This window comes from Collinsella sp. CLA-ER-H10 (assembly GCF_040092475.1).
GTDB lineage: Bacteria > Actinomycetota > Coriobacteriia > Coriobacteriales > Coriobacteriaceae > Collinsella.
Map to the genome: position 1 here is coordinate 247,795 of NZ_JBBNLM010000001.1, position 13,918 is coordinate 261,712.

Below are 13,918 nucleotides of genomic sequence, written 5' to 3' on the forward strand. Positions count from 1 at the left end.
TGGGGCTGAGGGGCGGGCGATGCCGTTGCCTGCCGGTTAGTGGCGACCGTGGTGGCGGAGCTTGTCGATGGTGGAGTCGGTGCCGTGTCCGCGGGCGTCGGTGCTTCGGCTGCGGGCGTCGGCGGCGGTTTGGCGCTGGCGGCGGTAGTCGATCATGCCTTGGATGATGGGCTTGCCAAAGCTCACGACATCATCGTTGTAGATGGCGGTTCGGGCTGCGAGGAGGCAGTCGGTAAAGTCCATATGGGTCTTGCCGAAGAGTTTGACGGCAAGGGCGACAACGGTGGGCTCGTCGACCATGACGTCATCGAGCAGCCTTTTCATGGCCGCAGCAATTTCAACGCGGGGAACCTTATAGACGTCGCGCAGCGTGACCACGACGCGCGTGATGATTTCGGGGTAGACACGTGCGGTGCGCGTGGCGATGACCTTGGCAGCGCGCGGTGACAGGACCTCGTCGTCATCAAGCAGGTAGCGAAGGATGACGGTCTCGTCGATGATGGTGCTACTCATGGATATCTACTTCCTCGGGACCCAAAACCGACTCGTCGCTTTCTGTGGCTAGGTATTCAATCCAGGCATTGCGCTCCTCGGAGCGGCGATTGGGGTCCCCATATGCTTTGAGCAGTCCATAGGCGGACGTGCCGTCCTTGGAGCGCACGGCGACCGGCTGAAAGGGGAGCTTGCGCATCAAAATACTCTGCGCGACAAATAGACGGACAGCCTCGGCGAGCGATGTGCCCATGGCGTCGTAGAGACGCTCGGCATGCTGCTTGTCTTCCTCGCGAATGCGCACCTGCAGGATGGCTCGTTTTTGAGTCGATGACATCACTGGCCTCCCTTAATGAGCGTGCAATTTGAATAGTCAAATACAACATCGGCTAATAATAGCCAATCTTACAACCACTACTTTATTGCACTAGAGTAATTGAGTGTAAACGATATTACAAACGTACTACATCTTTCAGAAACGAGCGTGAAATCTCCCTTGGATGTACGCATGTAATACACTCACCTTTATAGCTTCTAGAGAATAATTCCAACCTGCCAAAACCCCTGCAATACACCCGTATTGCAGGGCCTATGCTCAAGTTTGCCCCCTGCAACTGCGTATATTTAACCTGTATATCGTTGGAGAAACTCTACCGAGTGCATGTTTCGCCGCATGCATTCGATTCGTCGATGCCGGACCACGGGCGGTCCGGGGCAACGTCGACAGGGTCTCTCCGGCATGGGATTCAGGAGGGAGTGAACAACATGGGCAATAAACGAGTCGTGGCTGATTCTTCACGCTGCATTGGGTGCCAAACCTGTATGGCGGCGTGCATCGAGGCGCACGATATTCCCGGCAACATCGCCGCACCTCGCTTGCGCGTAACGCGCACCTACGAGATTTCCGCGCCGGTGGCATGTCACCACTGCGAGGACGCTCCGTGCGCCAAGGCCTGCCCCACGGGCGCCTTGTTCTTTGATCCAAAGAACCATCGCATCGGCGTCAACGAGGACAACTGCATCGGCTGCAAGAGCTGCGTCATGGCATGCCCCTTTGGCGCCGTGAGCGTGGCGACCACGCAGGTCCCCGTCTTGATGGGTGACGTTCGCGTGGGTTCGCAGACTAAGAGCTTCGTGCTCAAGTGCGACCTGTGCGTGGACCGTCCCGGCGGTCCGGCGTGTGCCGAGGCGTGTCCGACCAAGGGCCTCACCCTGGTAGACGAGGAGCGTCTGGCAGAACTGACTGCCGAGCGTGCCCGCGCCACCATCGAAAACGAGGCGTAAGCGTCGGGCGACAGGCCCAATGATTGTCAAATAAGTACCGAGCATTCGGTAGCAGAGAAAGGAAGGAGGGTGTCATGGAGAAGCATAAAGTGATCTGCCCGTACTGCGGCGCCGGTTGCCAGTTTAACCTCCTGGTCCAAAACGGCCAGGTCGTGGGCACCGAACCGCTCAACGGCATCACCAACCAGAGCGAGCTGTGCCTTAAGGGCATGAGCGGCTACGACTTCATCAACGACACCAAGATCTTGACTCCTCGCGTACTGCACCCGATGATCCGCCGCACTAAGGGCGCGGATCTTGAGCGCGTAAGCTGGGACGAGGCACTGGATTTCACCGCATCTAAGATGCAGGCCATAATTGACGAATATGGTCCTAACGCTGTCATGACCACCGGCTCTTCGCGAGGCGGCGGCAATGAGGCGAACTACGTCATGCAGAAGTTTACGCGTGCGTGCATCGGCACCCACAGCGTGGACAACTGCGCCCGTACTTGACACGGCCCTACTGTCCTCGGTCTGATGGACACGGTTGGTTCAGGTTGCATGTCATGCTCCATCCCCGGTATGGAGGATGCGGGCTGCATTTTCCTCTTCGGCTATAACCCTGCCGATTCGCACCCCATCGTCGCAAGGCGTATCGTGCGAGCCAAAGAAAAGGGTTGCAAGATCATCGTCGCCGATCCGCGCCATATCGAAACTGCGCGTATCGCCGATCTCTACCTTCCGATCAAGAACGGTTGCAACGTTGCGTTCCTCAACGCCTTTGCCAACTGCTTGGTCAACGATGGCCTCTACGACAAGGAATTCGTCGCCGAGCACACGAACGGCTTTGACGAGTGGTGGGAGACCATCAAGAACTACACTCCCGAATCCGTACAGGACATCACGGGCGTCGAGCCTGCGTTGATCCACCAAGCTGCCGAGATGTACGCCACGGCGAAGCCCTCTGCCATCATTGGCTGGGGCATGGGCGTATGCCAGCAGAAGCAGAACCTGAAGACGGTGCACACCATCGCCTCCATCGCCTGCGTTGCCGGCCAGATCGGCAAACCCAACTCCGGCCTCGCGCCCGTGCGTGGCCAGAACAACGTCCAGGGCTCCTGCGATATGGGCATGCTGCCCAACCTGTATCCTGGCTACCAGAAAGTCACCGACCCGGCTGTGCGTGCCAAGTTTGCCAAGGCTTGGGGCGTGCCCGAGGAAAAGCTCCCGCTCGAGGAGGGCTACAAGCTCACCGACCTGGGCCACCTGGTCGACGAGGGCAAGGTGCACTGCTTCTACAACTACGGCGAGGACCCGGTGCAGACCGAGCCCGATTCGGCCGGCATGCGCAAGACGCTCTCCGAGCTGGATCTGTTCATTTGCCAGGACATCTTTATGACGCAGACGACCATGCTCGCCGACGTCATCCTGCCCGCTACCTCTTGGGGCGAGCACGAGGGTGTCTTTACCGCATCCGACCGTAGCTTCCAGCACTTTGACGCGGCTGTTCCGCCCAAGGGCGAGTGCCGTCACGACTGGGAGATCTTCGCGGACCTGTCTACGCGCATGGGCTATCCCATGCACTACGACAACACCGAGCAGATCTGGAACGAGTGCATTAGCCTGTGCCCCAACTTTGTGGGCGCGACCTACGAGAAGATGGCTCCCGAGGGCGGCTACGCCCAGTGGCCCGTCAAGAGCACCGATGTGAACGACCACGGTACGCCCGACATGTTCGCTGGTGGCAAGTTCACCACCAAGGACGGCCGCGCCAACCTGATGGCGCACGACTGGGAGGCGCCCTCCGAGCTTCCCGACGATGAGTACCCGCTCATCCTGTGCACCGTCCGCGAGGTCGGCCACTACAGCTGCCGCTCGATGACCGGCAACTGCAAGACGCTGGCGCTGCTTGCCGACGAGCCCGGCTTTGTCCGCATGAATCCCGCGGACGCCCAGGCGCGCGGCATCAAGAATGGCGACATCGTCTCGATTCACAGCCGCCGCGGCCAGGTATACAGCCGTGCCGACGTGAGCGATCGCATCAACAAGGGCACGGTCTACATGACCTACCAGTGGTGGATCGGCAAGTGCAACGAGCTGACCATTCACAAGGTCGACCCGGTCTCGCATACGCCCGAGGACAAGTTCTCCGCCTGCCAGGTCGACGCCATTGCCGACCAGGTTTGGGCAGAGGGCGAAGTCGAGCGTCAGTACACCGAGCTCAAGCAGGCTCTGGTGGACGCCGCCGCTCCCCAAGACGTTGAGCCCGGCGCCGCCAAGTTCGACGACGAGACGCACGTGAACCAAATCGTGTAGTCCCGTTCTCGTTGGCTATTTGGGCCGGGCGTCCCGTACGTTCGGGAGCCCGGCCCGTTATTTTGAAAGGAAGTGGGGATGAACCGCTTCATCGACATCAACCCGGAGAGGTGCATCGGCTGCGGAACATGCCAGTCCGCCTGTGCCGACGCCCACCGGATGCAGGGTCTTCAGGATACGCCGCGCTTGGCGCTCGTGAAGACCGGCGGTATTTCGGCCGCCCTTGCCTGCCACCATTGCGAGGGTGCCCCCTGCGCCGAGGTTTGCCCGGTGAATGCCATCGAGCACGATGGCGATCGCATCCACGTCAAGGAGCAGGAGTGCATCGGGTGCAGGCTGTGCGCCATCGCGTGCCCCTTCGGAGCCATCCATCCCGATGGCACGTCTATCGCCGGTGTCGCAGGCATGTGCGACCCGACGCCTTCGTATCCTAAGTCCCTGAGCAGCCTGCTTACGTGGGCTCCTGGCCAGTACACCTGCGCTGTCAAGTGCGACCTGTGTGCCTTCGATCCGGACGGCCCGCATTGTGTGGCGGCGTGCCCCACCAAGGCGCTGACCGTCATGGGCGGCGCGGCCGATCGCGAGCTCGACGAGGCCAAGCGCCTGCGCTCGATCGAAAACGGTCCGGTCGTCGACGTTACCGCTGTGGCCCAGGGCCTGTCCGAGAAAGCAGAAGGGAGCGTAAACAATGGATAGCATGACGCTGTTTATCGCATCGCTTGCCGTCTCGTGCGTCGGTGCGCTCGCCTCGGTTCTGCTGATCAAGGCCGATAGCGCCGCCAAGACCGCCGGCTGCCTTATCGGCGCCGTCGCCGCGGTGCTTTCGTTTGTGGCCGGTATCCAGGCCGTGCTGGGCGATGTCACGTCGGTCGACACCATCGTGTTTTTCCCGTTTGCCCATTTCCAGCTGCTGCTCAATCAGCTGTCCGGTCTGTTCGTGGCGCTCATCTCGGTGCTGGCTTTTGCCGGTTCGATCTACGGTCTCAACTACTTTGATGAGTACCCTGGCAAAAAGGGCCGCGCTGGCTTCTTCTTTAACACCTTCGTGGCGTCTATGATGCTCGTCATCACTGCCGACAACGTGTTTTGGTTCCTGGTCGCCTTTGAGCTCATGTCGCTTACTTCGTACTTCCTGGTCGTGATCGAGGAGAACGAGAATTCCATCCACGGCGGTTGGCTCTACTTTGTGATCGCGCACGTGGGCTTTGTACTCATCATGGCGAGCTTCCTCACCATGACCAACTTTGCCGGTGGCTCGTTTGCCTTTGCGGATTTCCGCGCCACGCAGTTTAGCCCCGCGGTTGCATCCGTGTGCTTTGTGCTCGCCTTCTTTGGCTTTGGCGCCAAGGCCGGTATCATCCCGCTGCACGGCTGGCTGCCCAAGGCACATCCCGAGGCGCCGTCCAACGTGTCGGCCCTCATGTCCGGCGGCATGATCAAGATCGGTATCTTCGGTATCCTCAAGGTTGGTCTCGACCTGCTCTCCGCCTCGGGCGTTCAGGTCTGGTGGGGCCTTATGGTCATGGTCTTCGGTGCGATCTCGTCGGTCCTCGGCGTGGCCTTCGCCCTGCAGGAGCATGACATCAAGCGCCTGCTGGCCTATCACTCCGTCGAGAACATCGGCATCATTCTGCTCGGCGTCGGCGCCTCCATGGCCGCCATGGCGCTCAACTCTGTCGGCATTGCCGTCCTGGCTTTGATGGCCGCCCTCTACCACACGTTTAACCACGCGATGTTTAAGGGCGAGCTGTTCTTGGGCGCCGGTGCGCTGCTGTACTCCACGGGTACGCGCAATATGGAGAAGATGGGCGGCCTGTTCCGTCGTATGCCGGCAACGGCCATCTGCTTCCTCGTTGGCGCACTTGCCATCTCGGCCATCCCGCCCTTCAACGGCTTTGTGTCCGAGTGGTTTACCTATCAGTCGCTGTTTAATGCCGCCATGCAGGGTGACAAGGCCGTCATGATCGTGGCCGTGTTCGCTGCCGTCGCGCTTGCCATTACCGGCGCGCTGGCTGTCACGTGCTTCGTCAAGGCCTACGGCGTCTCCTTTGCCTCCGCGCCCCGCTCCGAGGCCGCGGCCAATGCCAAGGAGGTTCCCGCCCCCATGGTGTTTGCGCAGGGCCTGCTCGCTGCCATCTGCGTCGTGTTGGGCATTTGCGCTCCCGTGATCGCTCCCGTGCTGGTCGATGTCGCCGCGTCCGTGCTGCATCCGTACGGTGGCGTGTTTGCCGCCGAGGGCATGCAGCTCATGAACCAGTACTCCGGCGCTGCCACCTCCACGCCCGCGATCGCCATTGCGCTCGTGGTGCTTGTCGGCCTTGCCTGCGGCTATCGCAAGCTCAAGACCGTCGGCAAGGTGCAGAAGTCCCAGCCGTGGGCATGCGGCTATGCTCCCAACGAGCATATGCCCGTCGTGGCCACGACCTTTGCCTCCGAGGTGTCCTGGTTTATGCAGCCGCTCTACACGCTGCGCGACCGCTGCACGGCCGCCTGCTGGTCCATTGCGCACTTCTTCCAGAAGCTCACCGGTGTGGCCGAGGCTGTGGAGCCCGTACCCGACAAGGTTCTCGTCGATGCCCCGCATAAGGGTGTCGAGAAGCTCGCCGACCTCGCGACTAAGCTCGAGGGCGGCAACTACAGCATCTATATCTGCTACATCGTCGCGGCACTCGTGGTGTTCCTCGTGCTCGCCGTGCAAATGGGTTAAGGAGGGGAGAGCATGAACAACATCGTACTTGCCGTTCTGCAGGGCGTGGTCGTTATGGCCGTCGCGCCGTTCTTCTCCGGTCTCGGCCGCGTGATCCGTGCCAAGATGCACAACCGTCGTGGCCCCAGCATCATGCAGGACTACCGCGACCTGGCCAAGCTCTTTGCGCGCCCCGAGTCCCAGAGCGAGGACGCGAGCTTTGCGCTGCGCATTATGCCGCCGCTGTTCTTCGCCGTCGCCTTTATGCTCGCGATGGGCCTGCCGCTCTTTACGGCACAAAGCCCCATCCCGGTCTTTGGTGACGCCATCACCATCATGTACAGCCTGGCGCTCGCCCGCTTCTTCTTCGCCCTCTGCGGTGTGGATTCGTCCAACGCCTACGCCGGTATCGGCGGCGTTCGCGAGCTGCTCATGAGCGTGCTCATCGAGCCGTCCATGCTGCTGGCGCTGTTTGCCGCCGCCCTGGTGTGCGGCTCCACCGACATCGCCACTATGGGTCAGCACATCATGACGGGTGCCATCGATGCGCCGGTCGCCGTGATCCTCGCCGGTATCGCCTTTGCGATTGCCTGCTACATGGAACTCGGCAAGCTGCCGTTTGATCAGGCCGAGGCCGAGCAGGAGCTTCAGGAAGGTCCGCTCGCCGAGCTTTCCGGCCCGTCGCTCGCCATGGCCAAGCTTGCCATGTCCATGAAGCAGGTCCTGGTCGTCGCTTGGTTCTGCGCGATCTTCGTCCCCTGGGGCGAGCCCGCGACCGTGGGCGCCGCCGCCGTTCTGGGCGCAGTCATCTTCCTGGTGAAGTGCCTTATCGACTTTGTCGTGTGCGGCGTGATCGAGAACTCTTGCTCGCGCTCGCGTTTTAAGGTGCTTGGCAATCAGACCTGGGCCGTCGTGGGCATCGCCGTGCTGGCGTTTGTCTTCGTGGTCGTCGGCGTGTAGGAGAAGGGAGAAACAATGTCATTTGCAGTCAGTCTGTCCCTTCTCGGCTTGGTCGCTATCGCGGCCCCGATGGTGGCCTCGGTGCTCGTCGCCCTGTTCCCCCGTCCGTACGCCAAGTGGTTCAGCGTTTTGGGTGCCGCCGTCTCGACGGTCTGCACCATCGCCCTCGCCGCGAATTTCGCTGGCGCCGGCATGCCCGACACGCAGGTCCCCCTGATCTCGTTTGGGCAGACCCTCGTTATGGGATTCACCTTCGATCGCATGAGCACGCTGCTCGCACCCGCCTTTGTGGGTATCGGCCTGCTTGTCGTGATCTATTCGATTCCCTATATGAGCGAGAATAACCGTGAGCATCCCGACGCGCCGCGTCGTCGCTTCTACGCGTACCTCGCGACCTTCATCGGCGCCATGGCCGGCCTCGTGTACAGCTCGACTCTTTTGGGCCAGCTCGTGTTCTTTGAAATCACGGGTGCGTGCTCTTGGGGCCTCATTAGCTACTACATGTCGCCTACGGCCAAAAAGGCCGGCATGAAGGCCCTGATCATTACGCATATCGGTGCGCTCGGCCTGTATCTGGGCGCCGCCATCGTGTTTGCCCACACCGGCACCTTTGCCATCACCGCGATTGCCGGCCTCGACGCCAAGCTCAAGGCTATCGTCCTTTTGCTCGTGCTGTTTGCGGCCTGGGCCAAGTCCGCACAGGTTCCCATGTACATGTGGCTGCCTTCGGCCATGGAGGCGCCGACGCCTGTTTCGGCCTACCTGCATGGCGCCTCGATGGTTAAGGTCGGTGTGTGTGTGTTCGCGCGTGCACTCGTCTCTGCCGGCGAGATTCCCGAGATCGTGGGCTGGGCCGCCATTATCGACGCCATGGTCACCATGCTCTTTGGTTTCCTTATGTACCTGCCGCAAAAGGACATGAAGCGCCTGCTGGCCTTCTCCACGATCGCCCAGCTCTCCTACGTGTTCTTTGGTCTGGGCCTTTCGGTCTTTGGCAGCCAGCTGGCCTTTGACGGCGCCGTGTGCCACATCTTTAACCATGCCTTCGCCAAGACCCTGTTCTTCCTGATCGCCGGTTCGTTCTCCTTTACGCTCGGCACGCGTATGCTGCCCAAGCTTCGCGGCATCGTAAAGAAGTACCCGATCTCGGGCGTGGGCTTTGGTGTCGCGGCGCTCGCCATTGCCGGCGTGCCGCCCATGAACACGTTCTTCTCGAAGTTCCAGATTATCGCCGGCGGCTTTTCTGTGGGTGCCGGTAACGTTGCGATCCTGGTGCTCGTGTGCATCATGGTCGCCGAGACCGTCGCCACCTTCGCCTGGTTCCTCAAGTGGATGGGCTATTGCCTGCCCGGCGAGCCGAGCGAAGAGGTCGCTGCGGGAGCCCCGCTTCCCCGCGCGATGGCGTTCGTGTTCATCGTGCTCATCATCATGGTTATCGTCAGCGGCCCGCTTTCGGCCAGCTGGATCGGTTAGGAGGTAGAACGACATGGGTTATTCGATCGTCAACATCCTTGGCGGCCTTCTAATCGTCACGTCCACCATGGTGGTTGTCTCCAAGAACATCAAACATGCCATCAACTGGTATGCGGTGCAGTCGCTGGTGCTCGTGGGACTGCTCGCTACGCTCGGTGCCACCACCGGTGCGCAGGAGCTGCTTATGTGGGCTGGATCTGCCTTTATCACCAAGGTCGTCCTGGTCCCTTACATCCTCAACCGCGCATATAAGAAGATGGGCGAGCCGAGCGACGCATCGCTCAAGGCCGGCCTTAAGCCCGCGTGGGCCATTTGCATCATCGCCGTGGAGGTCGCGATCTGCTTTGCTGTCGTGACGCAGATCAGCCTGCCCACGGCCGAGGTCGCAACGCCTGCGCTCGCTATTAGCTTCGCTCACTTCTTCGTGGGCCTCACCTGCATCATCTCGCAGCGCAACATCATGAAGCAGATCTTTGGATACTGCCTTATGGAAAACGGCAGCCACGTGACGCTCGCGCTTTTGGCTCCCACCGCTCCCGAGATCATCGAGATCGGTATCGCCACCGACGCCATCTTTGCCGTCATCATCATGTCCATCGTCGTGCGTCGCATTTGGGACGACTCCCACTCGCTCGATGCGCGCGACCTGTCCGAGCTGAGGGGGTAGTCCATGGAAACGTTGATTCTCGCCCTGCTCGCGACTCCTTTGGTGTTCTCGCTGGTCATGGCGTTTTTGCCCAAGAACACGTCCTATAACGTGTTTGCCGGTCTCAACCTGGTCTCCGTCGCAGCCGTCCTGGTGCTGTCGATTGTGACGGCCGGTGACGTCCTTATGAGCGGCGACACCGCGAGCGCTCTTGGCCTGTGGCTCCACCTCGATTCGCTGGGCGCCATCTTTGTGCTGCTCATCGGCTTTATCGGTTTTCTTACGGGGCTGTTCTCGCTGCCCTATGTAAAGGCCGATATCGAGGAGGGCTCCATGCCCGCCGAGCGCGCCAAGCAGTATTTTGCGCTGTTTAGCCTGTTTGTGTTCACCATGCTGCTCGCGTGCCTGTCCAACAACATGATCCTCACGTGGGCCGCCGTGGAGGCAACCACGCTTTCCACTGTGTTCCTGGTGGGTATCTACAAGAACAAGACGGCCCTCGAGGCTTCTTGGAAGTATGCGATGGTCTGTACCGCCGGCGTGGCATTTGGCCTGTTCGGTACGCTGCTGATCTACGCCAACGCCGCCGACGTGATTCCCAACGCCCACGAGGCCGCATTCCTGTCGTGCGTGCTGCCGTATGCCGACCAGTTCGACCCGACGCTCATGCGCCTCGCCTTTGCGTTTATCGTGATCGGCTTTGGCACCAAGGCTGGCCTGTTCCCCATGCACACTTGGCTGCCCGATGCCCACTCTCAGGCTCCGAGTCCTGTCTCGGCCCTGCTCTCGGGTGTTCTGCTTAAGTGTGCCATGCTTGTGATCATGCGCTTCTACGGCTTTACCATCCAGGCCGTGGGTGCCGAGTATCCGCAACTTCTGCTGTTGATCGTCGGCACGCTGTCCATTTTGGTGGCGGCACTCTCGATGTTTCGCCAGGACGACCTCAAGCGCCGCTTTGCGTACTCGTCTGTGGAGAACGTGGGCGTTATCGCCCTGTGCCTGGGTATCGGTGGCCCGCTGGGTATCGCCGCGGCCCTGCTGCACTGCGTGTTCCACGGCTTTACCAAGACGCTTGCCTTCTGCGTGTCCGGCAACATCCAGCACGCCTTTGGCACGCGTAGCCTGACCAAGATCCAGGGCGTCGTCGAGGTTGCGCCCGCAACCGCCGCGCTCGCCATCCTGGCGCTGCTCGGCCTTGCCGCCTTCCCGCCCTTTGGCATGTTCATCTCTGAGTTCCTGACTTTTGTCGCCGGTGTTACCGCCGGTCCCATGTGGCTGGTCGTCGTGGTCGCCCTCGGTCTTACCGTGGCCATCTCCGCGCTCACCCGTATCGCACTCAAGTCGGTATTCGGCCATGCGCCCCAGGGCATGGGCAAGCATGAGGCCCCGGCGCTCATGCTTATCCCCGAAATCATCCTGGCTGTCATGATCTTGTGGTTTGGCATTGCCACCCCGCTGCCCCTCGTGCACGGTGTGGAGACCGCTACCGGCATCGTGCTCGAGCAGAGCACCGAGGAACTTCACGCGACGCCGATGTACCGCGCTGTGTTCGGTACCGAGACCGCTCAGAGCGAGGTGGAGTAACGAATGATTGAAACTGAGAACAAGGTGTATGCCCGTCGCTGCGAGAGCCATGTCGAGGCCCTGCGCCGCGCCGTTCCGGGCTGCATCGAGAAGGTCGAGTGGCAGTGCGAGGACCAGCTGACGATCACCGTCAAGCAGGACAAGCTGCCCGAGGCCGTCCACTACCTGTACTACGAACGCTACGGCTGGATCCCCGTGATCATCGGCAACGACGAGCGCAGCCTGTGCGGCCGTTATGCCGTGTACTACGTCATCTCCATGGAGGGGGAGGACCCCGGCTGGGTGACCGTGCGTGCCGAGGTCGATCCCGCCAAGATGACGTTCCCGTCCGTGACGCCGTTCGTTCCCGCCTGCGTGTGGGGCGAGCGCGAGCTGCGCGATATGTTCGGCCTGATCCCCGAGGGTCTGCCCGATCGTCGTCGCCTGGTGCTGCCCGACGATTGGCCCAGCGGCCTGTACCCGCTGCGCAAGGACTCCATGGACTACCGCTTCCGTCCCGCTCCCGCGAGCGACATGGAAAACTACGAGTTCTTGGCCGATACCAAGGGCAAGGAGACGACGCTCGTTCCCATGGGCCCGTTGCACATTACCTCCGACGAGCCTGGCCACTTCCGCCTGTTCGTTGAGGGCGAGACGATCGTCGACGCCGACTACCGTCTGTTCTACGTGCACCGCGGCATGGAGAAGGTTGCCGAGACGCGCCTGAACTATGACGCCGTGACGTTCCTCGCCGACCGCATCTGCGGCATCTGCGGCTGCGCCCACTCGGTGGCCTACGCCGAGGCCGTCGAGCGCGCTCAGGGCATCCATGTCCCGCCGCGCGCCCAGTACATCCGCGCCATCATGCTCGAGGTTGAGCGCCTGCACTCGCATCTGCTCAACATTGGCCTGGCGTCGCACTACACGGGCTTCGACTCCGGCTTCCAGCAGTTCTTCCGCGTCCGCGAGAAGTCCATGGACCTGGCCGAGAAGCTCTCCGGTCACCGCAAGACCTACGGCCTCAACGTGATTGGCGGCGTGCGTCGCGACATTTTGGCTGAGCAGAAGCTCTCCACGCTCACGACCATCCACCAGCTGCGCTCCGAGGTTCAGGAGCTCGTCGACGTGCTGCTCTCCACGCCCAACTTTATTGAGCGTACGAGCGGTATCGGCATCTTGGACCGCAAGATTGCACGCGACTTCTCGCCGGTCGGCCCGCTCATGCGTGGCTCGGGCTATGCCCGCGACGTGCGCTTTGACCATCCCTTCGACGGCTACGCCGATCCGGACGTCCAAAAGATGCACGCCGCCACGGCCGACACCTGCGACGCCTTCGGCCGTACCGCCGTCCGCATCCAGGAGGTCTACGATTCGATCGACATGATCGAGACCATGCTCGAGAACTGCCCGTCGGGCCCCATCCTCACCACGGATTGGGAGTACACCCCGCACAAGTACGCCATCGGCGCCACCGAGGCGCCGCGCGGCGAGGACGTGCACTGGGCCATGCTCGGCAATAACCAGAAGTGCTACCGCTGGCGCGCCAAGGCCGCCACGTACAGTAACTGGCCGGTCCTGCGCTACATGTTCCGCGGCAACACCGTGGGCGATGCGGCGCTGATCGTTGGCTCGCTCGACCCGTGCTATTCCTGCACCGACCGCGTGACGGTGACCGATGTCGCCGCCAAGCGCGACCACGTGCTCGACAAGGAGCAGTTCGAGAACGTCTGGCGCGACAAGTCGCCGCTCGCGGGCGAGGGCACCATGGCCGCTCCGCTCGATGAGGAGGCGCTCTAATATGCTGAAGCTTTGGAAGGTTAACGCCAAGGCCGGCGACGCGACGGTCAAGTACCCGTTTGCGCCGTTCCCCACCAACAAGGACATGCGCGGCAAGCCCGAGCACAATGCCGAGCTCTGCATCGCCTGCGGTGCCTGCGGCGTGGCGTGCCCGGCCGATGCCATTCGCATGGACACCGACCTTGCGGCCGATACCATTACCTGGTCAATCGACTACGGCCGCTGTATCTTTTGCGGCCGCTGCGAGGAAGCCTGCCCCATGGAGGCCATCAAGCTCACCGAGGAGTTTGAGCTGGCCGTCATGAGCAAGGACGACCTCACCAGCAAGAGCGTCTATGCGCTCGAGCACTGCTCGCGTTGCGGCAAGCCGTTTGCCCCGCACAAGGAGATCGACTATGCCAAGCGCCTGCTGCAAAAGGCCGGCGGCATGGAGGCCGAGCAGGCCGCCCGCACCGTCGGTATGTGCCAGGAGTGCAAGCGCGAGCTCGACGCCCTGCGCGCCGCATCGGCCGTAAAGACCGGCAACGCACACGGCATGGCTGCCAACGAGACGCTTGCGTCCGGCGAGCCCCAGGGCCCCGGCATGGAGTATCTGGGCGGCCACGGCGTGAACCCGGAGTATATCGACCGCGAGCTTAACCCCGATGCGCCCGAGATTCCCGCCGGTCCGGCGCCGGTCGAGGGCATCATCATGGATTTTGAAACGAAGGAGGAGTAACC

12 protein-coding genes are annotated in these 13,918 nt (G+C 61.7%); 10 read left to right on the top strand and 2 right to left on the bottom strand.

Annotated features, from left to right (window positions below):
* Positions 1 to 36: 36 nt before the first annotated feature.
* Positions 37 to 513, bottom strand: a complete 477-nt coding sequence (locus AAAX36_RS01150) for a hypothetical protein (RefSeq protein WP_271731364.1) — start codon at positions 511 to 513, stop codon at positions 37 to 39.
* Positions 506 to 829, bottom strand: a complete 324-nt coding sequence (locus AAAX36_RS01155; RefSeq protein WP_149926611.1) for a type II toxin-antitoxin system RelB/DinJ family antitoxin — start codon at positions 827 to 829, stop codon at positions 506 to 508. Before AAAX36_RS01155 ends, AAAX36_RS01150 begins: the two co-directional genes overlap by 8 nt.
* Positions 830 to 1,257: 428 nt before the next feature.
* Here AAAX36_RS01155 and AAAX36_RS01160 point away from each other — a divergent pair, with 428 nt between their 5' ends.
* The 10 genes from AAAX36_RS01160 to AAAX36_RS01205 all read left to right on the top strand — a co-directional run bounded on the left by AAAX36_RS01160 (position 1,258) and on the right by AAAX36_RS01205 (position 13,916).
* Positions 1,258 to 1,776, top strand: coding sequence for a 4Fe-4S dicluster domain-containing protein (locus tag AAAX36_RS01160; RefSeq protein ID WP_022095206.1), 519 nt, complete (start codon positions 1,258 to 1,260; stop codon positions 1,774 to 1,776).
* 74 nt (positions 1,777 to 1,850) lie between these two features.
* Positions 1,851 to 4,073, top strand: a complete 2,223-nt coding sequence (gene fdhF, locus AAAX36_RS01165; RefSeq protein ID WP_082421866.1) for a formate dehydrogenase subunit alpha — start codon at positions 1,851 to 1,853, stop codon at positions 4,071 to 4,073.
* 78 nt (positions 4,074 to 4,151) lie between these two features.
* Positions 4,152 to 4,769: a 4Fe-4S dicluster domain-containing protein gene (locus AAAX36_RS01170; RefSeq protein WP_022095203.1), complete on the top strand. Its 618-nt coding sequence runs from the start codon at positions 4,152 to 4,154 to the stop codon at positions 4,767 to 4,769.
* A complete protein-coding gene (gene hyfB / locus AAAX36_RS01175) occupies positions 4,762 to 6,780 on the top strand; it encodes a hydrogenase 4 subunit B (RefSeq protein WP_349073716.1) in 2,019 nt (672 codons plus the stop codon). The genes AAAX36_RS01170 and hyfB overlap by 8 nt, the downstream gene beginning before the upstream one ends.
* A gap of 12 nt (positions 6,781 to 6,792) precedes the next feature.
* Positions 6,793 to 7,719: an NADH-quinone oxidoreductase subunit H gene (locus AAAX36_RS01180; RefSeq protein WP_022095201.1), complete on the top strand. Its 927-nt coding sequence runs from the start codon at positions 6,793 to 6,795 to the stop codon at positions 7,717 to 7,719.
* A 15-nt stretch (positions 7,720 to 7,734) separates the two neighbouring features.
* A complete protein-coding gene (locus AAAX36_RS01185; protein WP_349073717.1) occupies positions 7,735 to 9,192 on the top strand; it encodes a hydrogenase 4 subunit D in 1,458 nt (485 codons plus the stop codon).
* A 13-nt stretch (positions 9,193 to 9,205) separates the two neighbouring features.
* Positions 9,206 to 9,859: a hydrogenase 4 membrane subunit gene (hyfE, locus tag AAAX36_RS01190; RefSeq protein ID WP_022095199.1), complete on the top strand. Its 654-nt coding sequence runs from the start codon at positions 9,206 to 9,208 to the stop codon at positions 9,857 to 9,859.
* A 3-nt stretch (positions 9,860 to 9,862) separates the two neighbouring features.
* Positions 9,863 to 11,422 carry a hydrogenase 4 subunit F gene (locus AAAX36_RS01195; protein ID WP_349073718.1) on the top strand — a complete coding sequence of 520 codons (1,560 nt, stop codon included), beginning with the start codon at positions 9,863 to 9,865 and terminating at the stop codon, positions 11,420 to 11,422.
* A 3-nt stretch (positions 11,423 to 11,425) separates the two neighbouring features.
* Positions 11,426 to 13,198, top strand: coding sequence for a hydrogenase large subunit (locus AAAX36_RS01200; protein ID WP_196031942.1), 1,773 nt, complete (start codon positions 11,426 to 11,428; stop codon positions 13,196 to 13,198).
* A 1-nt stretch (position 13,199) separates the two neighbouring features.
* Entirely contained in the window at positions 13,200 to 13,916 is a 717-nt protein-coding gene (locus AAAX36_RS01205) for a formate hydrogenlyase complex iron-sulfur subunit (RefSeq protein ID WP_349073719.1), read from the top strand.
* Positions 13,917 to 13,918: the final 2 nt, after the last annotated feature.